Genomic DNA, 24,082 nt, shown 5'->3' with positions numbered 1-24,082 from the left:
TTACTGTGCTGCTCTATATTATGATCTGATTCGCTTACGCCCATGACGGCGGGCGACGCAAGCATGTCGGATCAATGACAATATGGCCCAGGGTGCGGCTACCAGGCAGAAGGCAAAGAAAAGCAGAAATAATAAAAACATACATGACTGATTGTATTTTGCGCAGTCGTTGATAATCTCACGCGAAACAAGGGGGCGTGCCGTCCGGCACAGGCACCCCTGGAGATTGAGGAGAGCGACGCATGGGAGACGGACCGATCCTGACGATGGGTGCCATGATCAGGGCATCGGCAGCACGCTATGCCGACAGGGAAGCGATCGTCTTTCCTGACACCCGCCTGACCTATAGCGAGCTTGATCGCCAGGCAACCGATTGGGCCAAGGCCTTGGTTGCGATGGGCGTTCAGCCAGGAGACCATGTCGGCATCCTGCTACCAACATGCGTTGAATTTATCACCGCTTTCTATGGCATCGCCATGGCTGGCGCCGTCGCCGTGCCGATCAACGCGCGCTATCAGGCCGGCGAACTCGGCTATGTGGTGGCTAATGCCGACCTTGTTACGGTCATCACGATCGGCAAGGTCGCCGACGGTCTGGACTTCAGCGCCCGGCTGGATACAGCGCTGCCCTCGCTGCGTCAGGCGGCTGATCCCTGGCGGCTTTCCTTGCCAGAATCACCGCGTTTGCGCAGCGTCATCTGCCTTGACGATCATTGCGCATCCTATCTGCTGCGCGCCGCCGATGCCATGGCTGCGGGCGCGCAGGTTGCGGACGGGGAGATAGCTGCCCGTATCGCCGCTGTATTGCCCGCCGATATTGCGATGATCCTCTACACGTCCGGCACGACCGCCAATCCCAAGGGCGCGATGATCAGCAATCGGGCGCAGGTCGCCAACAGCCGTAACCTGGGTCGCCGTTATGAATGTACGCAGGATGACAAGGTCTGGTCCCCGCTTCCCATCTTCCATATTGCGGGTATCCTGCCGATGACGATGATCCTGGACCTGGGCGGCGTCTACATGACGATCCCCCGCTTCGATCCGGGCGTTGGGCTGCAGATGCTGGGACGAGAAGGCGCGACGGTCGCCTATCCCAGCTTCGTCACCATCATGCAGGATCTCATCACGCATCCCTCCTTTGCACAAACCGACCTGTCGCGCTTGCGCGTGATGAACTCCAATTTCGCGGTTCAGCCCGAATGGATCAAGCTGGCCGTGGCAGAAGCGATGCCGCATACGATCCAGGTCGGCACCTATGGCCTGACGGAGGCGGCGGGAACCGTGTCCACCAGCCGCTTGTCGGACAGCTATGAGGTCCGCACCGGACGATGTGGCGTGCCGCTGGAGGAGTGGCAGGTGCGGATTGTCGATCCGGAAACCGGCGTGGACTGCGGCCCGTCGCAGCAGGGTGAAATCGTCCTTGGCGGGCCCAATATCCTCATCGGCTATTATAACGCGCCAGAAAAGACCGCGGAGGCCATATGCGACGGCTGGTTCTACACCGGCGATATCGGCTCCATTGATGCCGACGGTAATCTCATGTTCCATGGCCGCACCAAGGACATGCTCAAGGTGGGCGGCGAGAATGTTGCCGCGGCCGAGATAGAGGCGATGCTTCAGACGCACCCTGCGGTCAAACTGGCGCAGGTCGTGGGCATCCCGGACGACCGCTATTGCGAGATACCGGCCGCCTTCATCGAACTGGCGGAAGGTACTGAGGCGACACCGCAGGAACTGATCGACCATTGCCGCGGCAGAATTGCCAGTTTCAAGCTGCCCCGTCACATTCGCTTCGTGACGGAATGGCCGATGTCGACATCGAAAATCCAGAAATTCCGGCTTCGTGACGCCTTGATCGTTGATTTGCAGACGGCCTAGCAGGCAAGAAAAAAGACAGACACGACTGCTTTTTTCTTGCCTCTGATAAACCGTCCAGGATAGATGGATAAAGGCGCAGGCAACGACAGCCGACATAAGGAAGAGGATCATCATATGGACCTGGGACTGGCGGGCAGGAAAGCCATTCTGATCGGTGCGGCGCGCGGTATCGGCTATGCCGTGGCCGAGGTTCTGGCCCGCGAGGGATGCGACATCGCTCTCACTGCGCGCAGCGAGGACAGCGTGAAGGACGCCATCGCCAGCCTCTCGCGCTATGGAACGCGGATCATTGGCAAGCCGATCAACGCCAAGCAGGCCGAAGATTATAAGGCCTGGATCGACTGGGCTGTCGCTGAACTGGACGGTGTCGACATTCTCGTCCCCTTCACGTCCGCAGGCGGTGGCATGGGGAGCGAAAAATATTGGTATAACGCCTTTGAAACCGATGTGATGGGCCCCGTTCGCGCGGTCGAAGCCGTGATCGAAACGATGACGCAGCAGCAGCGCGGATCGATCGTCTTGATCGGCACCACATCAGTCGCAGAGGCGATGGGCGGGCCACAGCCCTATAACGCGATGAAGGCCAGTCTTGTCACCTGGGGCAAGCAACTCGCGCTCTGGCATGGCAAGAACGGCATTCGCGTCAATGTCGTATCGCCCGGTCCGATCGAGTTCGAAGGCGGCAATTGGGACATGATAAAGGGGACGATGGAAAAATTCTATCAGTCCCAGCTACGCCAGCATCCGATGGGGCGGCTCGGTCGTCCCGACGAGGTTGCCAAGGCCATCGCCTTTCTCGCCAGCGACGCGGCGAGCTGGTGCAACGGGTCCCATCTGGTCGTCGATGGCGGCTTCACCAACAGGACGCAGTTCTGATGAAACCACATGTCATGGGTTGGGACCGGGCGGCGATGGACGTAAAGCGCGTCGTCGATGTCTATCGGGTCGATCCGGACACGGTCGGCAATGGTACGCCGGTCGAAAAGGCACCGGACCCGGAGCTTGGCACCGACATCATCCCTGCGGCACGCTATTTCTCTCCCGAATTCATGAAGCTCGAATGGGACAGGATCTGGACCAAGGTCTGGCTTTTGGGCGGCCGCGCCGATGACATCCCCAATGCTGGCGATTATATCTGCACCGACATTGGCAAGGAATCCGTGCTGATCGTGCGACAGGCGGACGGGTCGATCCGGGCCTTCCCCAATCTCTGCCTGCACCGCGGCAATCGGTTGCGTCCGGAAGGGCGCGGCAATGCCGAACAGTTTCGCTGCATGTATCATCACTGGTCCTATGGCCTGGACGGGCGGCTGGAGCATGTCCCGGACCTATGCACATTTCATCAGGGCGGCCCGACCGGCATGGCGCTGACGCCGTTGCCTTGCGTCGAATGGAACAGTTTCCTGTGGTTCTCGCTCAACCCCGCTGTCGAGCCGTTCGACGACTTCATCCATCCGTTGCGCCAGCATCTCGAACCCTATCACCCCGAACGCATGGCCTGGACGCGGGACATAACGGTTGAATGGGACTGCAACTGGAAAACGTCGGTCGATGCTTTCAGCGAAACCTATCATGTGCAGGGCATCCACCCCCAGCTCAAATGGTATCTGGACGATGTCAATGTGCAGATCGACTGCTACGAACGGCATAATCGCTATCTGATCCCCTTCGCCGCGATCAGCCCGCGCGTCGCGCTGCCCAGCCAGATTCCGCCTGCCATTCATGAAATCATGGTCAATGCCGGCATGGACCCGGCCGACTATGATGGCCGGGTGTCCGATATCCGCCGCGATGTCCAGCTCTTCAAGCGCCAGCATGGCGCGGCCCAGGGCAAGGATTATTCGGAACTGAATGATGAGCAACTGACCGACGATTATCATTATACGATCTTTCCCAATGTGTCGGTGAATGTGCATGCCGACGACATCATGCTGTTTCGCCAGCGCCCCCACGCCACCGATCCCAACAAGATGTATTATGACATCTGGATGTTCGAGTTGGTGCCGGATGGGGAGCCGTGGCCCGAACGCGCGCGTCACCAACATTTTTGCCACGGCGACAAGACGATCGGGCAGGTGCTGGACCAGGACGCCTTCAACCTGCCGACTGTGCAGACGGGAATGCAGTCGGACTTTTATCCGGGCCTGTGGATCGGCGACCAGGAGCTGCGCATCCGCCATTTCCACAAAGTATTGGACGATTACATCTACCCCCACGGCAAACAGCAGGGCGACCTGTGACACCGGCTTTACAGGGAAACCAGACGATGCCGTTCACCAGCGATCAGTTGTTACGGGCCTACCGGACCATGAAGACCATCCGCGTCTTCGAGGAACGACTGCATGATGAGATCAAGACTGGCGAGATTGGCGGTTTCACCCATCTCTATGCCGGGCAGGAAGCGGTAGCCGTCGGCATTTGCGAGCAATTGACCATCGAGGATAAAATTGTCTCCACCCATCGCGGCCATGGCCATTGCATCGCCAAGGGTTGCGACGTGAAGGGCATGATGAAGGAAATTTACGGGCGCGTCGGTGGCCTTTGCAAGGGGCGGGCGGGGTCCATGCATATTGCCGATCTTGCGGTCGGCATGTTGGGTGCCAACGGCATAGTCGGGGGCGGCGCGCCGCAGGCGGTGGGCGCGGCGCTCGCTGCGAAGATTGATCGCAAGGGGCGGGTGGGCATTGCCTTTTCAGGTGACGGAGCCTGCAATCAGGGTACGACGTTCGAAGCGATGAATCTGGCCGTCGTCACCAAGGCACCCGCCATCTTCGTGTTCGAAAACAACCATTATTCCGAACATACCGGCGACGCCTATGCGGTGGGTACGGCCAAGGATATCGCCAGCCGTGCCGAGGGATTTGGCATGCGCGCCTGGCGAGCCGATGGCTGCGACTTTTTCTCGACCTATGAAAACTTCGCCGACCTGCTGGACTATGTGCGCGCAGGTCATGGTCCGGCTGCCATCGAACTCGATACCGAACGCTATTTCGGCCATTTCGAAGGCGATCCTCAGCGCTATCGCGGTAAGGGCGAACTCGATCGTATCCGCGCTGAACGCGATTGCCTGACGGCTTTTCGCGATCGCGTGCGCGCCGAACAATGGCTGAGCGACGCGGAGATGGACGCGATCGACGCTGAGGTAATCGCGCTGATCGACGTGGCGGTGACCGAAGCACGGGCCGATGCGGAACCGGACCCGGCGCATGTCGCCGACGATGTTTACGCTGAATATTGCTGAACGGAAGGGAAAGAGGCGCATGGCCATCATGAACATCCGCGAGGCGATCGTCGCAACGCTGCACGCGGAAATGGAGCGCGATTCCGATATCATCCTGTTGGGGGAAGATGTCGTAGGCGGCAACGGTACTGCTGGCGGTCCCGAAGCTATTGGCGGCATCTGGGGCACCAGCCCCGGCCTCTGGGCCAAATTCGGCCCGGATCGGGTGATCGACACGCCGATCAGCGAAAGCGCGATCATTGGCGCGGCGGCAGGAGCAGCATTATCGGGCAAGCGGCCCGTGGCGGAATTGATGTTCGCTGATTTCGTGGGCGTCAGCCTCGACCAGATATGGAATCAGATGGCTAAATTCCGCTATATGTTCGGTGGCAAGGCGCGCTGTCCAGCGGTGGTTCGCCTCGTTTACGGCGCCGGGATGCAGACGGCCGCGCAACATAGCCAGTCGGTTTATGCCATGCTGACCGCGATGCCGGGCCTCAAGGTCGTACTCCCGACCACGCCGGCCGATGCCAAGGGCCTGTTGACGGAGGCGTTGCGCGGGGACGATCCGGTCATGTTCTTCGAACACAAGACGCTCTACGGTGTGAAGGGAGAAGTGCCCGATGGCGAGCATCGCCAGCGCTTCGGTGAGGCGCGCATGGTGCGCGAAGGCGGCGATGTCACGATTGTCGCCTGCGGGCGGATGGTGAGCTTCTCGGAAAAAGCGGCGGACAAGCTGGCCGCCGATGGCATCGGCATGGATTTGCTCGATCTGCGCACCACCAGTCCGCTCGACGAGGATGCGATTCTGGAATCGGTCGAACAGACCGGCCGCTTGGTGGTCGTGGATGAAAGCCCGCCGCGGTGCAGCCTAGCGGCTGACATTGCCGCCATGGTCACTGAACGTGCCTTCACCAGCCTCAAGGCACCCCCGGCGATGGTGACTGGCCCGCACAGCCCTTTGCCCTTTGCCCGTTCGCTCGAACGCGCTTGGGTGCCTTCGCCGCAGAAGATCGAGGATGCGGTGCGCCGTACCCTCGCATTTCGCTAGAGGGAGGCGCAGATGACGAAGCTCACCGCCTTCACGATGCCCAAATGGGGGATCGAAATGGCCGAAGGGACCATCGCTGAATGGATGGTCGCTGAAAATGCGCCCTTCGCCAAAGGCACGGTCCTCACACTCATTGAAACCGACAAGATCACTAATGAGGTCGAGGCGGAAAAGGATGGCCGTTTCGTACGCATCATTGCGCAGGCGGGACAGACCTATCCCGTGGGTGCCCTGCTTGGCGTGCTGAGCGACGGCGGCGAAGCGAGCGTTGCGGAGGTTGACGCGCTGATCGCAGCATTTAGTCCATCGGACAACCGCTTCGAACCAGACATTTCGTCGCCAAGCGCTGCACCCGATCCGCTCATGGCCCAGGCCGCCACGCCGCCGATTCTCCCCGATGGTGTAGCGGCCAGTCCGGTCGCGATTGCCGAAGCGCAACGGCTTGGCGTCGATCTCGCCGGTGTCGAAGGATCGGGTCGGCATGGTCGTATTTTCGCGCAGGATGTGCATCAGTCCGCGCGTCCGGCGCCTTCGGTGACGCTCACTGGCGCTTTTCCGCCGACGCCGCCCAGCGCCATATTGTCGACGCCCGTCGCCCGGCGTCTTGCCAGCCTCAACGGGCTTGATCTTGCGGGCATACAGGGCACCGGCGCGCGCGGCAAAGTACGCCGCGACGATGTCCTAACGGTACTGGAACAGGCTCGTCCCGCGCGCCATCCCGATCCCGTCGCGCAGCCGCCCCAGGATCAGGCTACCATGACGCGCAGTGCCGACGTGATCCCCATGTCGTCCATGCGCCGCACCATCGCCCGGCGGCTCACCGAAGCGAAGCAGCAGATCCCGCATTTCTACGTTCGCCGCCGAGTGCGCGCCGACCGACTGCTCGCCCTCCGCGCGGCAGCGGTGGGCGACCGGCCCAGCGTCAATGACTATATCGTGCGCGCCTGCGCCCTGGCGCTTATGGAAGTCCCGGCACTCAACATTCAAGTGCATGGCCATGATGTTCATCACTTCCCGGCGGCCGATATCGCCGTCGCTGTCGCGACCGACAGGGGATTGGTGACGCCCATCCTGTTCGGTGCAGACGGCCTGTCGCTGGCGGAGATCAACAGGGGCATGAAGGCGTTGGCCCAGCGCGCGCGCAGCGGCAAGCTGCGCCCGGAAGAATTTACCGGCGGCAGCTTCTCTATCTCGAACCTGGGTAGCTTTGGCGTCGAGCAGTTCGACGCGATCATCAACCCGCCGCAGGGCGCCATCCTGGCGGTCGGCGTGGCCCGGCCGGAACCGATCGACGATGACGGGGCGATCCGCATCGTGCCGGTCCTGCATCTTGCTCTCTCCTGCGACCATCGCGCCATCGACGGCGCGGATGGTGGCCGCTTCATGGCGGCGCTCGCGAACCTCCTCGAACAGCCCCATTTGCTCTGAAGGCGACCGACATGCATTTTCAACTGACCGAAGACCAGCGCCAGCTTCAGGAAGCCGCCCGCGCCTTTGCGCGCGCCGAACTGCCTGCGATCGCGGCGGAACTGGAGCGGGACAATAAGCCGCCGAGCCGGGCTTTGGTGAAGCGCTATGCCGAACTCGGCTTTCTGGGCATCAACATCGCCGGTGATCTGGGCGGCCTTGGCCTTGGCAATATCGAAGCGCTGATCGTGCTGGAGGAATTTGGCAAGATTTCCTCGGCGGTCGGCTTTCCCGTGTTCGAATCCTCGGTTGGCCCCGTCCGTGCGATCGAGCATTTCGCTTCGGAAAGCCTGCGCCGCCGCATTGTCCCGGCCGTCTGCGCGGGCGAAATGGTGGTCGCCGTATCCATGTCGGAACCCGATGCAGGCAGCGCGCTCACCGACCTTAAGACCACCGGCCTGATCCGGGGTGACCGGGTCGTGATTAACGGCACCAAACGCTGGTGTTCGGGCGGCGGCCATGCCGATGCCTATGTCGTCTATTGCCGCCTGTCCGATGCGCCGGGCGCAAAGGGCATTGGTGCCGTGCTGGTGGAGAAAGACGCGCCGGGCCTTAGTTTCGGTCCCAATGAACAATTGATGGGCTTTCGCGGCATACCCTCGTCCGACCTCCATTTTGACGAATGCGAAGTGCCGATCGACAATATCATCGTCCCGGCCGATGGCGGCTTCAAGAAATTGATGGAAGCATTTGATCTGGAACGGTGCGGCAATGCGACCATGTCGCTGGCGCAGGCATCGGGCGCGCTGGAAGATGTCAGCGCCTATGTGCTGGAGCGCAAGCAGTTCGGCAAGCCGATCGCTGAATTTCAGGCGGTGCAATTGAAGCTCGCAGAAATGCAGATGAAGGTGGAAGCGGCGCGACTGTTGATCTGGCGCGCTGCCTCTCTGGCGGAAGACGGCCTGCCCTCCGTGCTCCATAGCTCCACGGGCAAATGTTTCGCCAACACCATTGCGCGGGAGGTGACGGGCGACGCTATGCAGTTGATGGGGGCTTATGGCTATTCCAAGGATTTTCCGATGGAACGCCGCCTGCGCGACAGTTGGGGGTGGGGCATTGCGGGCGGTGCCATCGACATCCAGAAGGTGAATATCGCAGGCGCGATGCTGGGACGGCGCTTCGATCAGCGGCGGTAAAGCAGGCGGATCAGTCGGTCATACGCGCGCGGCCTGCGCGCGTATACACCAGGTTGATGCTGCTGAACGTCACCGCCTCTGTCCCATCCGCCAGCATGACGGCGTAGCGAGTGATGGCGGTGCCCCGGTCGTCTCGTGTCTTTGATGGTTCCAGACTCACGATTTCGCTCGTCACATGAATATGATCGCCTGCCCGCACCGCGCGGCGTAGGCGCAACTCGTCCCAGCCGATGCCGCACACCCAGTCAATGTCCCAATTAATCTCATGATCCATCTGCCGCCACAAGGCCAGAACGTGGATGCCGCTTGCCACCAACTCGCCGAACACTGATTGAGTGGCGGCCTCCGGGTCGCTATGGAACCATTGCGGATCATAGCGGCGGGCGAACGCCAATATCTCGTCCTGCGTCACCACCCGCTCGCTTGAGCGACGAAACTCGCCGACGGCTAGATCCTCGAACTGGCGATGGGGTTTTCGCGCGGAAAATTCGCCCGTCATAATTTCCCTTCCCGCTTTTCCGCCAGCATCCGGACCAGGCCCTGCTGGCTCACCGTAGCTATGATTTGTCCGTCGCTGCGAAAAATATGCCCTCGTCCCAGCGCCACCGCATTGGACGCGGCGGCACCTTCCAGCACATAGAGCAGCCAATCATCGACGCGAAAATCGGCATGAAACCAGATCCCATGGTCCAGACTGCTGCTTTGCAGGAAATCATTGGCCCAACCAAGACCCAGCGGACTGAGCGCGGTATGAAAGATATGCATGTCCGACGCATAGGTCAGCAGCCGCTGCTGCACGGCGGCAGGGCCATCTTCCGTGCCGTTCAGCCGAAACCACAGCGCTCTTGTCGCCGGGCCTATCACGCGCTCGTCGAAACGATATCCATCGACCGGCCGCCACTCGAACATTTGGCGGCGTTGCCAGAAAGGGCGATGGCGCGATGGCAAGCGGTCACCATAAGCGGCGACCAGGTCATCCAGCTTCGGCAGTGTTTCAGGCATCGGCACGTCGGGCATCGGCAGGCTAAACTGCGGTGCGTCTTCCGCCGTCTTGAACGAAGCCATCAGATTGACGATCGGGGTGCCGCCCTGTGTCATGCGTACCATGCGGTTGGCGAAGCTGCGGCCATCGCTTTCGCGCGTCACGCTGAACTCGACGGGCCGGTCGGTCAGTCCCGGCTTGAGGAAATAGGCGTGCAGGCTGTGGCAGATTTTATCCTCCGGCACGGTAAGCTGTGCCGCAGCAAGGCTTTGCGAGAGCACGGCCCCGCCAAACAGCCGCAACAAACCGCTATGACCCGGCTCGACCTGAAACTGGTCGGGCCCAATCCTGTCAAAGGCAAAGGCCTGTATCCGCTCAAGGTCGGGATCGTCGGGAAAGGCGGAGGATAAAGGCAAGCGCAAGGTCATCCGGTGCAGTTTACGCATCCCGCCTAGCAGGATGCACGCAGATTTCCGAAACTAAAACTGCAGGCTGGATCGACGATTTGTAGCAATTCCACGACATTGCCGTCGCAATCATGGCCATAAGTGGCGCGGGTCGCCGCTGTGCCGCCCGGCGGGGCGTTGAAGGTCATTCCCAATGCTTTCAATCTCTCATATTCTTCGAAAACATCGTCGCAATATAGGCAAAGATGCGTGATGCCGCGGTCGCACATGCGCGGCCGGACATCGACCGGATCGTTGGTCCGATATTCAAACACCTCGACATGCACATTGCCGAGCCGCAGGAAGGCATAGCGAGCGGCGCTGCCCGACAGGCCGACCATCTGATCTATCCGGTCGTTGCCAGGCTCCCAACCGCCATCGCCCACAGGCTCGAAGCCGAACCAGCGCTGATAATGATCGACGAAGCGGTCGATGTCGGGTGTGGATATGGCGAGGTGATGAACCCCGCGGATCATGATGATGCCCGTGCCGCCTTCACGGCCTGGACGATTTCCGCATTGGTCGGATTGCGGCGCAACGTCAGACCGCCATTCACCTGCAAAGTCTGGCCGGTCATGAAGCAGGCGTCGCTTGCCAACCAGGACACGGCCTCGGCAATATCCTCGCTGGTCCCGACCCGCCCCAATGGATATTCTTTGACGAATGTTTCGACGATTGCAGCGTTTTTCGCGGCCTGCGCGGTCATGGGCGTTGCGGTAAAGCCCGGTGCAACGGAATTGGCGCGAATGCCGCGTCGGCCAAATTCATTGGCGATGCAGCGGATCACATGATCCGCGCCCGCCTTCGTGCCCATATAGGCGGCATGATCCTCCAGCATGATGGTGGCCGTGGCCGAGGATATCTGGATCAAGGATCCGCCAGGCCGCATCACCCGTAGCATCGCCTGATAAAAGAGGATCGCGCCAGTAAATTGGAGCGCGGTAATCTTCTCTATTTCCGCCTTGGTGGTTTCCAGAAAGGGTTTCAACAAGCCCCAGCCGGTCGCATTCACGGCAATGTCGACGCCGCCATAGCTGTCCACGGCGCTTTGCGCGAGCCGGGCCAGATCCTCTTCATTGCTGAGGTCGCAGCCACTGACCGCAAGTCCCCCAAGCTCCGACGCCAGTTCCTCCAACGCTTCCGGCTTGCGACCCGCGACCACAATATGCGCGCCGTCCGCACGGAGACGGCGAGCGATGACCTGCGCCATATTGTCGCGGTTGGCGGCGCCCATCACGATGGCAACCTTGCCTGTCAAATCGGCCATGCCGCGCTCCTCCATCTGTCGTTGCTCAGTCCTTCTGGACCCAATCGCTCAACACCTGCTGCACACGGGCATGTTCGGGCACGATATTGAGGCCGATGCGCCGGTCCAGTTCTTCATGCCAATGATAGATGCGGCGTTCCTGATAGTTGAGCGGCATGCCCTTGAAGCCGGGGCTTTCCAGAGATTCTTGGATTTGCGGCGCATATTGCAAATCCTCATAGAGGATGCGCTCCCAGTTCGAGAGGCGGGTGGGCCAGAGCGGGTGCGGATTGGCCGGATCATGGTCGGGCGCGAGCCAGCTTGACACGACGCGCGACTTTTTCGGCCCCATTGGCCAGAATTGCAGGATCGGAATGCCCGTGGGTGCAGGCGGCATCACGAAATTGGGGAAAATCTGGTAACTTACATTATTCTTGGCCGGAAATTCCGTAATCGACGGAATGGCGGGCATGCCGACGGTGCCGGGATCGACCCAGTCGGGACGGCGGTTGGGTGTCGCCATACGGCTGTGCCCATTGGGCCAAAGCGTCACGATCATGGCGCGATGGTCCAGAAAGCGATCCACCGTATCAACGTGGATGGATTTTAGATGATAGACTTCGAGGAAGGCGTCGAGCAGCACCTTGACGTTGCAGTCTACCTCATAGCTGCGGCTGTCGACCAGACGCAGTTTCTCCAGTTCAAACTGTTCAAGTTGTTCGGCCATCGGCCCGATATGCGCAAGCAGGGGCTGCGCATCGGGATCGCGATTGATGAAGATCAGCGATCCCAGCAATTCGCAACGCACCTGCATCAGCGAGCGGCAGGAAAAATCCAGATCCACGAAATCGCGCTTGTCGCGAACCGCCGTCAGCTTGCCATCCAGCGTGTAGCTCCAGCCATGATAGCCGCAGACAAAGCCGCGCCCTTCACCGGCCTCTTCGGTGACGAGCGGCGCACCGCGATGCTGGCAGGTATTGTAAAAAGCTTTGATTTCACCCGTCAATGTGCGGGCGACAATGATCGGCGCGCCTGAATTGCGCGTGAGGAACCAACTGCCGGGATTGGGCAACTGGTCGGTATGCCCGGCATAAAGCCAGGCGCGATCCCACATCATTTCGCGCTCAAGTTTCAGAAATTCGGCATCGGTGTATCGCGATCCGGGGATATCCGGCAATTTGGGGAACCCTTCGGGCGGAGCCTTGCGATCACGCTCATAATCCATGCGCGCGAAGTCGTTTTCGGGCCTCTGATCCGTCACCAGATCCAGCATCGCTCTTCTCTCCCAGGGCTCAATGGCACCCGTCATGCGGGGCATGGGCTTATGTCTTGCGAAGTCTGGCGATCCGAATCCGGCTCCGCAAAGCTCTTACCGCATCCTAGGCGTCACAATAAAACAGTCAACCATGATTGTCTTTTTTATTGTTAAGACCCGCTGTCTTCCGCCTTCCTTCCGCCAACATAGGCTGCGATCCCGGCGCGGCTGTCGGGGCTCTCCAGCGTCGCCATGCCCCATGCTTTTCCCATGGCGAGCGCCTGATTGATCTCCATGTCTGCGGCCAGTTCATAAAGGTGGCGGCCATTGTTGACCGCGTCCCAGCTATTGCCCAGCATGGCCGTCGTGACGGCCAGGGTTCGGTCCAGCAACTGCGCCGCAGGCAGCACCTCGGTTACGACGCCCAGTTCATAAAGCCGCCGCGCCGGTAACAATTCGCCGGTCATGATCATCGCCAGCGCCGTGCCGCGCGGAAGTTGCCGGGCAAGCCGCTGCACGCCGCCGGCAAAGGCGAACAGGCCACGCCTCACTTCGCTCAGCCCCATCAGCACATGGTCGGCGGCAAAAACCAGATCGCACGCCAATATAATCTCGAATCCACCGGCGACCGCGGTGCCATTGACGGCGGCGATCAGCGGCTTGGTGCGCCGCCGCTCGGTCAGCCCGCCAAAGCCCCGGTCGGGGATAAGGCCATGGCCTGCGCCTATCACCGCTGCTTCCTTCAGGTCCATGCCGGAACAGAATGCGCGATGGCCCGCGCCCGTCAGCACGATCGCGCCGATATCGGGATCGCCCTCGGCCTGGGTGACTGCGGCGTCCAGCGCGCGCGAAGTCGCAGCGTCAAGCGCGTTGCGCACTGGCTCACGGTCGATGGTGAGCAGGCAGATCGCACCCCGCCGCTCGATGATTAATCCGGCGTCGGTCATAAGGCGGCCATGCTCCCCAGGATGACGGTGGCTTGCGAGGACAGGGTACCGCCATTGCCATGCGCCAGGGCAACATCAATGCCTGGCTGCGGGTTTGCGGCCTCGCCCCGGATCTGCCGTGCGGCCTCGATAATGGCAAAGAGGCCGTACATGCCCGGATGGCAGCAGGACAGGCCCCCGCCATTGGTATTGACCGCCAGCGATCCGCCCGGTGCGATCGCGCCGCTTTCCACGAACGGTCCGCCTTCGCCCTTCGCGCAAAAGCCCAAATCCTCCAGGAACAGGATCGTACTGATCGTGAAGGCATCATAAAGCTGCACCAGCTTGAGGTCTGACGCGCCAATGCCCGCCATCGCCATCGCGCGCGCGCCCGATTCCTTTGCCGCGGTGACCGTCACATCCTGCGCTTGGGCAATCGCGTTCCACCATGTCGCTGCCGCCGCCCCCAGCAACGGCACCGGCGGCTTGGCCAGATCGCGGGCTCGATCGGTCCGGGTCATGACGATGGCGGCGGCCCCATCGGTGACCAGGCAGCAGTCGCGCGTCGAAAGCGGGGAACTCACGATGCGCGCCGACAGGCAGTCATCGAGCGTCAGTGGCCCACGCGCAAACGCCTCTTCATTGGTCCGCGCCCAACCGCGCGCTGACAGGGCCACCGCCGCCAACTGCGCCCGCGTCGTGCCATAGTCATGCATATGTCGGGCTGCGGCCAGCGCGTAGGATGTGATCGGGAATAGCGGCGCATAGGGCGCATCCCATTGATTATGCGTTATCCGCGTCGCGAGCTTGCCGCCCGCGCTGCGCTGGTTCGAGCCATAGGCGATAAGCGCGCAATCAATATAGCCGGCGTCGAGCATCAGGGCAGCGACCGCCATATGGCTCATGAAGGCGGAACCGCCCGTGCGATTATTGTCGGTATAGCCGGGCCGCAGCCCCAGATGCTCGGCAAAGGAAAGGCCCGCGAAAAAATCGTCGGGCTGGCAAATGAACAGCGCATCGACATCGGCCAGGGTCAGCCCGGCGTCGGCCACTGCGCGCGTTGCTGCAGCCGCCGTCAATTCCATCGCGCTATAGCCCGGCGTTTCTCCCACGCCAAAGGTCGCAAGCCCGGCGATGGCGGCGCGGCCGCGCGGAAAGCGATCGGCCATGGTCAATCCTCCGCCCGAAATACCAGCAGCGGCGCGTCTACCGATCCCGCTATGACGGCGCGAACAGCCTGGCCAATGTGCAGCGTTTCGGGCGTCGTACCCTCGACCCGGCTCATCAGCCGTGCGCCCTCTTCCAGATCAATGAGCGCCACATGATAGGGCGGCGCGGGCGGACGTTGATGGATCCAGGACAGGCTATAGACGGTGCCGCGCCCGGACGCCTCGATCCATTCAAGCGGCTCGCCGGTGCCGGGTGCGGCCGCGCGCGGTGGGAAAACCACCCGGCCATCGGGGGCGCGCTGTAGCAGGAAGCGTCCTTCTGTCAGCGCCGCGCGCCATTGCTGCTCATGCCCGCTCATGCCGCCGCCCCCAGCGCGCCCGTCGCCTGCAACGCCATAATCTCGGCATCGGAAAATCCCGCTTCGCGCATGATCTGTTCGCTATCGCCGCCCAGCACGGGTCCAGGGTCGCCGATCGCACCGGGCGTCGCGGAAAAGCGGGTGGGAATGCCGGGAAAGCGCATCGTGCCCAGTTCCGTCTGCTGCTCGTTCCAAAAGCCCGTCTCGGCCAGATGGGGATCAGTCAACAGATCGGTCAGCGTTGCGATCGGCGTCGCGGGAATCTGCGCCCGTCGGAACAGCGTCATCCATTCCTCGGTCGTTCGCGTCGCCATCACGTCCGCCACCCGTGCCAATACGGTCCCGATATTTTCGGTGCGGGACCGCATCGACCCGAAGATCGGATCGCGCGACCATTCGGGATGACCCAGTTCCTCGAAAAAGGCGCGCCAATGTTTGTCATTATAGATCATGACGCCGATATGCCCGTCGGCCGTGCGATAGGGCCGTCGCGCCTCGGATGTCGCACGGGGATATTCGGGCGGCCCCTGCGGCGGCACGAATAGCGATCCGCACAGATGTTCGACCATCGTGAAGGATACGAGCGTTTCGAACATGGGCACTTCAATTTCCTGCCCAGTGCCGCTTTTTTCGCGCGCATAGAGCGCTGCGATTACCGAATAAGCGCCAGTCAACCCGGCGACCTTGTCCGCTATGACGGTGGCGGCATAGGTCGGCTGACCGCCCGACAGACGCGCCTGCAAATCGACGATGCCCGATGCGGCCTGTACGATATCGTCATAGGCCGGATAGTCGCGATAGGGGCCGTTTCGCGCGAAACCATAGAGATTGGCGTAGATGATCTGATCGTTGACAGCACTCAGCGCCGCATAGTCCAGGCCGAGGCGCCCGATGGCACTGGCCCGCATCGAATGGATGAAGACGTCGGCGCTTTCCGCGAGCCGCAGCAGCGCGGACCGCGCGGAAGGTTGCTTCAGGTCCATCACGATCGACCGCTTGCCGCGATTGACGTTCAGGAACATCGCTCCGCGCGCCGCATCGGGTCCGGGCGGAATGAAACGGGTGGTGTCCCCCTGCGGACTTTCCACCTTGATGACATCGGCCCCCAAGTCGGCAAAAATCTGCGTTGCATAAGGGCCCATCAGCACGCTGGTCAGGTCCAATATGCGCACGCCCGCCAGCGGCCCTTGTCCTTTGCCGCTCATTGGCCCGTCTCGATCATTGCCATCTCCTTGGCCTGCCCTAAGCTCGCGCGCACACGCACATATGCGGGAGAGGGAAGTTTGCTGTCATGAACGTTCATTTGATCGCCGCCGGAAAATTTCACGACATTGATTTTGCGCGGCTCGAACTGCTTAAATTGCTGGCGGAACAGCCGCAAATCCGTACCTCTGTTGCGTCCGACTATGCCGATCTCGCCAATCTGGCGCGCGCGGATATGCTGATTACTTACACATGCGATCTCATGCCCGCCGATGATGCGCAGGTGGCGGCTCTCGACACATTCCTGCGACGCGGCGGCCGCTGGCTCGCCCTGCATGGCACCAATGCCGTGCTGCGCTTCGGTGCGGACGGCGTCGTCGACACACCCGATCTTGTGCCGGCGTTCAGCCAGTTGCTCGGAACCCGCTTTGCCGGCCATCCCCCGATCGCCCCGTTCAAGGTGTTCGTGACGCGCGGCGACCATATGATGACGCAGGGACTGCGCGACTTCCGCGTCGAGGATGAACTTTATCTCACGCATCGCACCGCCGATATCGACGTGCTGCTCCACACCAGCTTCACCGGAACATGCGACGAATTTCGCGATGCCGACTGGGACGAACCGCAGGTGCCCGTGCTCTACGAACGGTCGGTGGGGAAGGGGGCGATATTGTATCTCACGCTGGGTCATTGCCGGGGCCATTATGATCTTCGGCCGCTGACGTCCTTCTGGCCGCATCCACAACGCTGCGCCTGGAATTATCCGATTTTTCATGAGCTTTTGCGCCGTGGCATTGGCTGGGGACTGGCCAATGCCAGGGACGGTTGATCGGGCCGCAGCGCATGAAGCTGGGCTTCGAGCGAACACAGCACAGGCTCCACCAGGGCTTCGTCCATGGCGCCGGTCATCAGGTTGATCGCCATACCTTCCATAGTCGCCTGCGACACGGCCATGGCGAGCGCGAAGCGATGCGGCTCACTCTGCCATTCGGGATAGAGGCTGGCGGCTAGCTGGTTGAAGCGGGCGCGGAACTCCGCTTGCAAGGGGTGCAGCATCGCGGCCAGATCGCTGTTCGTGCGCGCTGCAATGGCGAGTTCGTGAAAGGCGATGAAGGCGGGCTTCTGCACCTGCCGCCAATAAGTGCGCACCATGGCGCGATGGTCCAGGGCGTTGCGTTCCGCCGCTCGACGGAACGCAAGCAACCGCCTTTCGTGCAGGTGGATGATTGTTTCCTTGATAAGGGAAACGCCATTGTCGAAATGGTGCAGCATCGCACCGCGCGACAGCCCGGCTTCCAGCGCGACCTGCGGCGTGGTCGTGCGGGCATAGCCGTTGCGCACGAGAACCCGGATCGTCGCCTCGATCAATCGCGCCCGCGTATTCAGGCTTTTGAGCGCCTGCTGCGTTGGCCCGTCAACGGCGGTGCGTTTCACGATGGTGCCTCTCCTCCTTCTCGGTCAGGCTTGCGGCCTGACTCTATGGTACCATCCTATCGCGGAAAATAGAAAAAGACATCCATGATTGTCTTTTTCTGCCAAATGGTGTGTAAGGTCAAAGGCGGACAGACCAGGGAGAGACCGGCATGGACGCCACCGCCGACATCGCATTGTCGCTGCATCAACTGACGATACTCGACGCCGCGCCGGCTCGGCTGGTGGATCTGGCGGCAATGACGGGCTGCGCCCATGTGTGCCTCTTCACCATCATGCCGGACGCAGCAAAGGGACGCTACCCGCTGGTGACGCCCTCCGACGTGCCGCAATTGCGCGCCCATATGAAGGATGCCGGTGTAACGATCGGTAATATAGAGGTTTTCTCTCTCGATGGGCAAGAGGATGCCGATGCTTTCGCGCGCGCGCTCGACGTCGGCGCGTCCCTGGGCGCCACGCGCGCGACCGCGCACCTCCATGCCATATCTGACCCGACCGAAGCGATTGATCGTTTCGCCGCCTTTGCCGCGCAGGCGGAACAGTTCGACATCGTCGCTGGCCTCGAATTCATGCGCTTTTCCGCGATCCGCACACTCAGCGAAGCAGCGCAGATCGTGCGGCAGGCAAAGCGCGGCATGTTGGCTTGCGACGCGCTTCACCTGTTTCGCGAAGTCGGTAGCGTGGAGGAGGTCGCCGCCAACGCCGATCTCATCAGCTATGTTCAATTGTCGGACGGTCCGCACCATTGCCCCGATGACCAGCGTTGGAACGAAGCGGTCAAGACGCGCGAACTGCCAGGCAAAGGGACTTTCCCGCTCGCTGATCTTCTATCCGTCCTGCACCAGCCGCTGCTGGCTGAGGTGGAAGTGCCAAGGTGGACAGACAAGGCCCAAGGCGTGAATGACGAGGATCGCGCGCGCGCCGCCGTCGAAGCCTGCAAAAATATCGTCGGTCTGGCCTTACCACTATCATCGCCCCGGCGGAGTATGAAAGGATGAACAAGCATCCAGAAATCGGCTGAGCTTCGTGGCTGACCCAGTCAGTCGCCGAAACGCGCGATCCTGCCCAAGCGATTGAAATTTCCGATAGCGACTGTGGCCAAGATCATCCTGCACCGCTACTATCACCCTTGCCGATTTCTCCTGAATTGGTAAGGCCTGTTATAGGCGAGGGCTGAGACATGATTGAGACAGATAAAAGCGCTGGCGGATCGGCCCCTATGGAAGGGACCGAACGGCTATATCAAAAACTGGCGCGTCGATTGTTCCAGGATCTGGCGGCGGGTCGCTATGCTATTGGCGACCGCTTGCCCGCCGAACGCGAACTGTCCGTCATGCACGGCGTCAGCCGTCCTGCCGTGCGCGAGGCGATGATCGCGCTGGAAGTCCAGGGATTGATCGAAGTGCGGATCGGGTCGGGCGCCTATGTCCGTGCGCTACCGGGTGATCAGGACCGGCCGGGCTTCACCGTCACCGCCTTTGAACTGATGGAAGCGCGGCTGCTGGTCGAAGGCGAAGCCGCGGCGCTGGCGGCGGTCAACATCCGCGACGATGAACTCGAAGAGCTGGACCGGCTGGTGCAGCAAATGTCGGAAGAAAATCTCCTGCCCGGCGTCAGCACCGAAGCCGACCGCGCCTTCCATCTGCTCATCGCCTCGGCCACGCGCAACGCGGTGATCCACAATCAGGTGGAGGAAATGTGGCGCTTGCGTTCGACCTCGCCCGACTGCGCGCTCCTGCTCGAAAAGGCGCGCACCGCCAATGTCCAGCCCGTGGTGGCGGAACATAGCGTCGTGCGCGACGCCCTGCACGCCCGCGATCCCGCCGCTGCTAGGGCAGCCATGCGCGCGCATCTCGGCTCGGTCATCGACCATCTGCTGTTCGCGATCGAGGAAGATGCGATCAAGGACGCCCGCCGCACCATCGCTTCCACCCGTGCGCGCTATGCCCGCGCCGCAACTCTATAGGCTTTGTTCATGCGTCCGCTGATCCTGCATCCTGACCGTCTGTTTCCGACCGATCCGTCCGTCCGGCCGATTGCGCGCCGTCTCTACGAAGCCGTCGCGGGCCTGCCGATCATCAGCCCGCATGGCCATACCGACCCGCGCTGGTTCGCGCAGGATCAACCCTTCGGCAATGCCAGCGAATTGCTGCTGACGCCCGACCATTATGTCTTTCGGATGCTCTACAGCCAGGGCATATCGCTCGAAGCGATCGGGCTGGTGCCCAATGGCGGCGGCGGCACCTCTGTCGATCCCCGCGCGGCCTGGCGCATATTGGCAGAAAATTACACGCTGTTCCGCGGCACGCCCTCGCGCATGTGGCTCGACTGGGTCTTCGCGGAAGCCTTCGGCCTGACCGTCCAGCTCGAAGCCGCCAGCGCCGATCTCTATTATGACACCATTACAGATGCGCTGGCGACCGAAGCCTTCCGCCCGCGCGCGCTCTATGATCGCTTCAATATCGAGGTGATCACTACCACGGAATCGCCGTTGGACGACCTCGCCCATCACGCCGCCATTCTTGCCGAAAATGATCGCACCGATGGCTGGAAGGGCAGGGTGTTGACCGCCTACCGCCCCGATCCCGTTATCGACCCGCAGTTCGACGGCTTTCGCGACAATCTGCGCAAGCTATCCGACCTGACGGGCGAAGATGCGTTCGACTATAAGGGCTATCTTGCCGCCCACCGTCAGCGTCGTGCCTTTTTCGCCAGCATGGGCGCGACTTCGACCGATCACGGTCATCCGACCGCCGCGACCGCCGATCTGACCGACGCAGAGGCGCAGGCGCTCTTCGCGCGCGTGACCGCCGATAGTGTGTCCGATGCCGACGCCGAACTGTTCCGCGCCCATATGTTGACCGTCATGGCCGGGATGAGCGTCGAGGACGGCATGGTCATGCAAATCCATCCCGGTGCCTATCGCAACCATAATGCGTCGCTCTTTACGCGCTTCGGCCGCGACAAGGGTGCCGACATTCCGATGGCGACTGAATATGTTCATGCGCTGCGCCCCTTGCTCAGCCGCTATGGCAATGAAGCAAACCTCACCATCATCCTCTTCACGCTGGATGAAACCAGTTATGCGCGTGAACTCGCGCCGCTGGCGGGCCATTATCCCGCGCTCAAGCTCGGCCCGGCCTGGTGGTTCCATGACAGTCCCGAAGGCATGCGCCGCTTCCGCAATCAGATGACCGAGACGGCGGGCTTCTACAATACGGTCGGCTTCAACGACGATACTCGCGCCTTCCTGTCTATCCCGGCGCGCCACGACGTCGCGCGCCGTATCGACTGCGGCTTCCTCGCCCAATGGGTCGCAGAACATCGAATGGAGGAATGGGAGGCAGCCGAACTGGCCATCGACCTATCCTACACGCTGGCCAAAAAGGCGTATAAGTTGTGAGACTGTCGCAAGAGAATATCGCCGCGCTGAACGCGGGCGTCGAACGGCCAGGCTATGACCGTGCTGCCCAGGCTTGCGGCATTGTCCATTTCGGCATCGGCGCTTTTCACCGCGCGCATCAGGCGGTCTATACCGATGATGCGATGGCGGCGGGCGACCGCGATTGGGGCATCACCGGTGCATCGCTCCGTTCGGGCGATGTCGCGGATCAGATGGAGCCGCAGGATGGCCTGTTCACCGTGTCGGAACGCGGCAGCGGCAGCCCGCGCACCCGCCTGATCGGCGCAGTGCAGCGGGTGATCGTCGCGCCGCGCGATCCCGCCGCCGCCGTTGCGGCGCTGGCCAGCAACAGCACGCACATCGTCAGCTTCACCGTGACGGAAAAGGGCTATTGCCGCACACCGGCTGGCCAGCTTGATCTGTCCCTGCTCGAACCGGAACTGGTCAAGGGCGCAACCCCCAGCAGCATCTACGGCTTTCTCGCTGCCGGGCTGGCCCATCGGCGCGCGGCCGGCCTTGCAGGCCTGACGCTGGTCAGCTGCGACAATCTCGCGGAAAATGGCACGGTCCTGTCGGGCCTACTCAACACCTATCTCGATCGCGTCGATCCGGGCCTCGCCGCATGGTTCCGCCGCGAATGCGCTTGCCCCTCCACCATGGTCGATCGCATCGTGCCTGCCGTTACCGATGCCGACCGCCAGCAGATCGCCGAGACCATCGGCATGGACGATGCTGCCGCCGTCATCACCGAACCCTTCCGCCAATGGGTGATCGAGGACCGGTTCGCCGGACCGCGCCCCCGGTGGGAAGTCGGCGGCGCGCAACTGGTATCCGATGTGCGCCAGCATGAAGCCGCCAAGCTGCGGATGCTCAACGGTGCCCACTCCGCGCTCGCCTATCTCGGCCTCGCCCAAGGCTACGACTTCGTGCATCAGGCGATCGCCGACCCGACCCTGCGCCCCTTGATTGAACGGCTCATGCGCGACGAGGCAGGCGGAAGCCTCGGCAGCGATCCCGGCCTCGATGTCGATGCCTATGCCGCGCAATTGCTCGCGCGCTTCGCTAATCCGGCGCTGCCGCACCGCCTCGCCCAGATCGCGATCGACGGGTCGCAGAAAATCCCGCAACGCTGGCTGGAACCGCTCGCGATCAATCTTGCCGCAGGCCGCGCCTGCCCCGCAACATTGAAAGCCCTGGCCGCCTGGATGCTCCACATCCGCGGCGACGCGCGGCCGGTGGACGATCCCATGGCCGCGCAGCTTGCCGCCCTATGGCAATCGGCGGGAACCAACGGCATCGTCACCGCCCTGTTCGGCGAACAGGGGTTATTCGCCGATCGCTGGACTGTCAGCGCCGATAGCCGCGCTCTTCTCCAGGCCGAAGTGGATCAGAGGACGGCGGCCTGATCAGCGACAGTTTCAATCTCATAGTGGATGGGCTTGAAACTGCCGCCATTGGAATCGGGCGCTGAACAGGCGGTAAGCCCGATGATCAGGTCCATCTCCGCCCGAAAGCGAATATGGTCGCCCGCCTTGCTGACGGGCGGCAGCACGCGCAGCTTGCCGTCCGCCGCAACCGGCACATTCATGAAGCAATTGAACGCAACCGGAATCGCATCAGGCTCGATCCCATAGGGGGCCAGCGCTTCGGCAAGATTGCCGAAACAGCCGCGATGCGGCTTCAGGTCGGGATAGAAATGGTGGAACGTGTCGATGGAGCAGGGCGTCAGCAGGAAATCATGTCGCCCCACGCTATCGGCAATGATGGTAAGCATCACCTGCGACCGGTTGGAATAGAGCGCATGGCCGGTGGTCAGGCTGATTGTCTCGGCATAATCCAGCGTCCGCCCGGACGAGATGACCTCCCGCACATCGGCGGCATTATAGGCCAACAGGTCCGCCACCTGCTCGCCCTTGGGATCAGTCACCGTCAGGATTGCCCCGCGCGGCAGCCGGAACGCCGTGCCGCTCCGCTCGGCGATGACTTGCACGCCATCGGTCATGCTTTCTCTCCATGATATTCGAAGGGGGCGACCCACTGATCGCCGACCGCACGCCCGGAATATTGCCGCGCCTCGCTATTTTCGCCGAACCGCTCCAGCATCGGGTTGCGCGACCCGGCAAGCGCTTCGTCGCGCACCAATATCTTCTCGCGCATCGTCTCATATTTTCCTTCGGCGCGCAGTTGCTCGAACTGGTCGTGCAGGTTGAAGATCAACGTGGGATGCTTGAACCGGCGCGCCGGTCGGCTGGCGCGGGGATGCAGGCCGACGATGAAATAGGCTTCGCCCCCGAAACTCAGCGAAAAATGCGGATTGGTCGGATCGGCGCTGACCCGCTTGTCATAATCCTGGCCCCGCCAAGCATCCTTGTCGCTCAGCGATTGCACCCGGTCCCACAGGGCGCGCTCGAACGCTTCCTCCGACAGATCGTCCGGCCCTTCGAACACCGCCGCAAAACTGCGAAACAGACCCGGCTGATCCTTGTACGCGCTGGTAAAGCCTAGCAACGCATCATGCACGCGCAGGTCATCCCATGCGCTGTCGATGCGATTGCACGCCAGCGTCACCAGATTGCCCCGCGCTAGCGCGGCCTTCGCGCCGACGCAGGGGAAAGCAGGCGCGACAATATGGTCCTGCAACTCGGTTTCAAGTTGGCTTTGGGACTTATGCGTCCAGGGAAACATGCGGCATTCCATTTCATTGTCTGTTTCAGGCGCGTCGGACCATCCCTTTTTTTGACGGGATTACGGGGCTTAACCGCCCGACTGCCTATTCGTTTCAGCCCCGATAACGTTTCGACCACAGACTTGGCCGCACCGATCCATGCAGAATCTGATTGATATAGATTGGTTTGCCAAAGCGGGATGGCGTTGAGATGTGGAGATGCGGCGTCCGCGGCGCATTTTTTGC

At 61.8% G+C, this 24,082-nt stretch carries 24 protein-coding genes; 12 read left to right on the top strand and 12 right to left on the bottom strand.

Features of this window, described 5'->3' with window-relative positions; translation table 11 throughout:
* The first annotated feature begins 242 nt into the window (after window positions 1–242).
* The 7 genes from J2W40_RS05165 (at window position 243) to J2W40_RS05135 (ending at window position 8,751) form a co-directional block, all read left to right on the top strand.
* Window positions 243–1,877 carry a class I adenylate-forming enzyme family protein gene (locus tag J2W40_RS05165; RefSeq protein ID WP_310222357.1) on the top strand — a complete coding sequence of 545 codons (1,635 nt, stop codon included), beginning with the start codon at window positions 243–245 and terminating at the stop codon, window positions 1,875–1,877.
* Window positions 1,878–1,940: 63 nt separating this feature from the next.
* On the top strand, window positions 1,941–2,753 hold the full coding sequence (locus J2W40_RS05160) for an SDR family NAD(P)-dependent oxidoreductase (RefSeq protein ID WP_310222355.1): 813 nt from the start codon (window positions 1,941–1,943) through the stop codon (window positions 2,751–2,753).
* Entirely contained in the window at window positions 2,753–4,117 is a 1,365-nt protein-coding gene (locus J2W40_RS05155) for an aromatic ring-hydroxylating oxygenase subunit alpha (protein WP_310222353.1), read from the top strand. The genes J2W40_RS05160 and J2W40_RS05155 overlap by 1 nt, the downstream gene beginning before the upstream one ends.
* Window positions 4,118–4,143: 26 nt before the next feature.
* Window positions 4,144–5,118, top strand: coding sequence for a thiamine pyrophosphate-dependent dehydrogenase E1 component subunit alpha (locus J2W40_RS05150; RefSeq protein WP_310222351.1), 975 nt, complete (start codon window positions 4,144–4,146; stop codon window positions 5,116–5,118).
* A 19-nt stretch (window positions 5,119–5,137) separates the two neighbouring features.
* Complete coding sequence (locus J2W40_RS05145; protein ID WP_310222349.1) at window positions 5,138–6,148, top strand: alpha-ketoacid dehydrogenase subunit beta; 1,011 nt, start codon at window positions 5,138–5,140, stop codon at window positions 6,146–6,148.
* A 12-nt stretch (window positions 6,149–6,160) separates the two neighbouring features.
* Window positions 6,161–7,576: a dihydrolipoamide acetyltransferase family protein gene (locus tag J2W40_RS05140; protein WP_310222347.1), complete on the top strand. Its 1,416-nt coding sequence runs from the start codon at window positions 6,161–6,163 to the stop codon at window positions 7,574–7,576.
* An 11-nt stretch (window positions 7,577–7,587) separates the two neighbouring features.
* Window positions 7,588–8,751 (top strand): acyl-CoA dehydrogenase family protein, encoded by a 1,164-nt coding sequence (locus tag J2W40_RS05135; protein ID WP_310222345.1) that lies wholly within the window; start codon window positions 7,588–7,590, stop codon window positions 8,749–8,751.
* Between the two features lie 10 nt (window positions 8,752–8,761).
* Here the strand turns inward: J2W40_RS05135 and J2W40_RS05130 are convergent, their stop codons facing one another.
* The 9 genes from J2W40_RS05130 to J2W40_RS05090 form a co-directional block, all read right to left on the bottom strand.
* Window positions 8,762–9,250: a MaoC/PaaZ C-terminal domain-containing protein gene (locus tag J2W40_RS05130; RefSeq protein ID WP_310222343.1), complete on the bottom strand. Its 489-nt coding sequence runs from the start codon at window positions 9,248–9,250 to the stop codon at window positions 8,762–8,764.
* Window positions 9,247–10,179, bottom strand: a complete 933-nt coding sequence (locus J2W40_RS05125; RefSeq protein ID WP_310222341.1) for an acyl-CoA thioesterase — start codon at window positions 10,177–10,179, stop codon at window positions 9,247–9,249. The genes J2W40_RS05130 and J2W40_RS05125 overlap by 4 nt, the downstream gene beginning before the upstream one ends.
* Before the next feature lie 5 nt (window positions 10,180–10,184).
* A complete protein-coding gene (locus J2W40_RS05120; RefSeq protein ID WP_310222339.1) occupies window positions 10,185–10,655 on the bottom strand; it encodes a VOC family protein in 471 nt (156 codons plus the stop codon).
* Window positions 10,652–11,446, bottom strand: a complete 795-nt coding sequence (locus tag J2W40_RS05115; protein ID WP_310222337.1) for an SDR family oxidoreductase — start codon at window positions 11,444–11,446, stop codon at window positions 10,652–10,654. Before J2W40_RS05115 ends, J2W40_RS05120 begins: the two co-directional genes overlap by 4 nt.
* A gap of 25 nt (window positions 11,447–11,471) precedes the next feature.
* On the bottom strand, window positions 11,472–12,734 hold the full coding sequence (locus J2W40_RS05110; RefSeq protein ID WP_310222335.1) for an aromatic ring-hydroxylating oxygenase subunit alpha: 1,263 nt from the start codon (window positions 12,732–12,734) through the stop codon (window positions 11,472–11,474).
* A gap of 116 nt (window positions 12,735–12,850) precedes the next feature.
* The gene (locus J2W40_RS05105) at window positions 12,851–13,627 is read right to left on the bottom strand and encodes an enoyl-CoA hydratase/isomerase family protein (protein WP_310222332.1); all 777 of its coding nucleotides are present in this window, start codon (window positions 13,625–13,627) and stop codon (window positions 12,851–12,853) included.
* Window positions 13,624–14,775, bottom strand: coding sequence for an acetyl-CoA acetyltransferase (locus tag J2W40_RS05100; RefSeq protein ID WP_310222330.1), 1,152 nt, complete (start codon window positions 14,773–14,775; stop codon window positions 13,624–13,626). The genes J2W40_RS05105 and J2W40_RS05100 overlap by 4 nt, the downstream gene beginning before the upstream one ends.
* A 2-nt stretch (window positions 14,776–14,777) precedes the next feature.
* Window positions 14,778–15,134 (bottom strand): Zn-ribbon domain-containing OB-fold protein, encoded by a 357-nt coding sequence (locus J2W40_RS05095; protein ID WP_310222328.1) that lies wholly within the window; start codon window positions 15,132–15,134, stop codon window positions 14,778–14,780.
* Window positions 15,131–16,339, bottom strand: a complete 1,209-nt coding sequence (locus J2W40_RS05090; protein WP_310222326.1) for a CaiB/BaiF CoA transferase family protein — start codon at window positions 16,337–16,339, stop codon at window positions 15,131–15,133. The genes J2W40_RS05095 and J2W40_RS05090 overlap by 4 nt, the downstream gene beginning before the upstream one ends.
* An 86-nt stretch (window positions 16,340–16,425) precedes the next feature.
* Here J2W40_RS05090 and J2W40_RS05085 point away from each other — a divergent pair, with 86 nt between their 5' ends.
* Complete coding sequence (locus J2W40_RS05085) at window positions 16,426–17,166, top strand: ThuA domain-containing protein (protein ID WP_310222323.1); 741 nt, start codon at window positions 16,426–16,428, stop codon at window positions 17,164–17,166.
* Here the strand turns inward: J2W40_RS05085 and J2W40_RS05080 are convergent.
* Entirely contained in the window at window positions 17,109–17,771 is a 663-nt protein-coding gene (locus tag J2W40_RS05080; protein WP_310222322.1) for a TetR/AcrR family transcriptional regulator, read from the bottom strand. The two genes, J2W40_RS05085 and J2W40_RS05080, sit on opposite strands and share 58 nt — an antisense overlap.
* A gap of 149 nt (window positions 17,772–17,920) precedes the next feature.
* Between J2W40_RS05080 and J2W40_RS05075 the strand changes: the two genes are divergently transcribed.
* The 4 genes from J2W40_RS05075 (at window position 17,921) to J2W40_RS05060 (ending at window position 22,577) form a co-directional block, all read left to right on the top strand.
* The gene (locus J2W40_RS05075; RefSeq protein ID WP_310222320.1) at window positions 17,921–18,766 is read left to right on the top strand and encodes a sugar phosphate isomerase/epimerase family protein; all 846 of its coding nucleotides are present in this window, start codon (window positions 17,921–17,923) and stop codon (window positions 18,764–18,766) included.
* Window positions 18,767–18,948: 182 nt separating this feature from the next.
* The gene (locus J2W40_RS05070) at window positions 18,949–19,734 is read left to right on the top strand and encodes a FadR/GntR family transcriptional regulator (RefSeq protein WP_310222318.1); all 786 of its coding nucleotides are present in this window, start codon (window positions 18,949–18,951) and stop codon (window positions 19,732–19,734) included.
* A 9-nt stretch (window positions 19,735–19,743) separates the two neighbouring features.
* Complete coding sequence (gene uxaC / locus J2W40_RS05065; protein WP_310222316.1) at window positions 19,744–21,171, top strand: glucuronate isomerase; 1,428 nt, start codon at window positions 19,744–19,746, stop codon at window positions 21,169–21,171.
* Complete coding sequence (locus J2W40_RS05060) at window positions 21,168–22,577, top strand: mannitol dehydrogenase family protein (RefSeq protein WP_310222314.1); 1,410 nt, start codon at window positions 21,168–21,170, stop codon at window positions 22,575–22,577. Before uxaC ends, J2W40_RS05060 begins: the two co-directional genes overlap by 4 nt.
* Here J2W40_RS05060 and J2W40_RS05055 read toward each other — a convergent pair.
* On the bottom strand, window positions 22,559–23,173 hold the full coding sequence (locus J2W40_RS05055) for a DUF1989 domain-containing protein (RefSeq protein ID WP_310222312.1): 615 nt from the start codon (window positions 23,171–23,173) through the stop codon (window positions 22,559–22,561). The two genes, J2W40_RS05060 and J2W40_RS05055, sit on opposite strands and share 19 nt — an antisense overlap.
* Window positions 23,170–23,856 carry a guanitoxin biosynthesis heme-dependent pre-guanitoxin N-hydroxylase GntA gene (gntA, locus tag J2W40_RS05050; RefSeq protein WP_310222310.1) on the bottom strand — a complete coding sequence of 229 codons (687 nt, stop codon included), beginning with the start codon at window positions 23,854–23,856 and terminating at the stop codon, window positions 23,170–23,172. Before gntA ends, J2W40_RS05055 begins: the two co-directional genes overlap by 4 nt.
* Window positions 23,857–24,082: the final 226 nt, after the last annotated feature.

The organism is Sphingobium xenophagum (genome assembly GCF_031457465.1).
In the GTDB taxonomy this organism is placed as follows: Bacteria; Pseudomonadota; Alphaproteobacteria; order Sphingomonadales; family Sphingomonadaceae; genus Sphingobium; species Sphingobium xenophagum_A.
This window is presented reverse-complemented; position numbering and strand designations above follow the sequence as displayed.

Coding starts and splice junctions, on each gene's coding strand:
- J2W40_RS05075 (WP_310222320.1), top strand. CDS start 17,921: ATGGACGCCACCGCCGACATCGCATTGTCGCTGCATCAACTGACGATA.
- J2W40_RS05110 (WP_310222335.1), bottom strand. CDS start 12,734: ATGACGGGTGCCATTGAGCCCTGGGAGAGAAGAGCGATGCTGGATCTG.
- uxaC (WP_310222316.1), top strand. CDS start 19,744: ATGCGTCCGCTGATCCTGCATCCTGACCGTCTGTTTCCGACCGATCCG.
- J2W40_RS05085 (WP_310222323.1), top strand. CDS start 16,426: ATGAACGTTCATTTGATCGCCGCCGGAAAATTTCACGACATTGATTTT.
- J2W40_RS05070 (WP_310222318.1), top strand. CDS start 18,949: ATGATTGAGACAGATAAAAGCGCTGGCGGATCGGCCCCTATGGAAGGG.
- J2W40_RS05155 (WP_310222353.1), top strand. CDS start 2,753: ATGAAACCACATGTCATGGGTTGGGACCGGGCGGCGATGGACGTAAAG.
- J2W40_RS05135 (WP_310222345.1), top strand. CDS start 7,588: ATGCATTTTCAACTGACCGAAGACCAGCGCCAGCTTCAGGAAGCCGCC.
- J2W40_RS05090 (WP_310222326.1), bottom strand. CDS start 16,339: ATGAGCGGCAAAGGACAAGGGCCGCTGGCGGGCGTGCGCATATTGGAC.
- J2W40_RS05130 (WP_310222343.1), bottom strand. CDS start 9,250: ATGACGGGCGAATTTTCCGCGCGAAAACCCCATCGCCAGTTCGAGGAT.
- J2W40_RS05100 (WP_310222330.1), bottom strand. CDS start 14,775: ATGGCCGATCGCTTTCCGCGCGGCCGCGCCGCCATCGCCGGGCTTGCG.
- J2W40_RS05115 (WP_310222337.1), bottom strand. CDS start 11,446: ATGGCCGATTTGACAGGCAAGGTTGCCATCGTGATGGGCGCCGCCAAC.
- J2W40_RS05140 (WP_310222347.1), top strand. CDS start 6,161: ATGACGAAGCTCACCGCCTTCACGATGCCCAAATGGGGGATCGAAATG.
- J2W40_RS05125 (WP_310222341.1), bottom strand. CDS start 10,179: ATGCGTAAACTGCACCGGATGACCTTGCGCTTGCCTTTATCCTCCGCC.
- J2W40_RS05160 (WP_310222355.1), top strand. CDS start 1,941: ATGGATAAAGGCGCAGGCAACGACAGCCGACATAAGGAAGAGGATCAT.
- J2W40_RS05165 (WP_310222357.1), top strand. CDS start 243: ATGGGAGACGGACCGATCCTGACGATGGGTGCCATGATCAGGGCATCG.
- J2W40_RS05095 (WP_310222328.1), bottom strand. CDS start 15,134: ATGAGCGGGCATGAGCAGCAATGGCGCGCGGCGCTGACAGAAGGACGC.
- J2W40_RS05055 (WP_310222312.1), bottom strand. CDS start 23,173: ATGACCGATGGCGTGCAAGTCATCGCCGAGCGGAGCGGCACGGCGTTC.
- J2W40_RS05145 (WP_310222349.1), top strand. CDS start 5,138: ATGGCCATCATGAACATCCGCGAGGCGATCGTCGCAACGCTGCACGCG.
- J2W40_RS05150 (WP_310222351.1), top strand. CDS start 4,144: ATGCCGTTCACCAGCGATCAGTTGTTACGGGCCTACCGGACCATGAAG.
- J2W40_RS05105 (WP_310222332.1), bottom strand. CDS start 13,627: ATGACCGACGCCGGATTAATCATCGAGCGGCGGGGTGCGATCTGCCTG.
- J2W40_RS05120 (WP_310222339.1), bottom strand. CDS start 10,655: ATGATCCGCGGGGTTCATCACCTCGCCATATCCACACCCGACATCGAC.
- gntA (WP_310222310.1), bottom strand. CDS start 23,856: ATGTTTCCCTGGACGCATAAGTCCCAAAGCCAACTTGAAACCGAGTTG.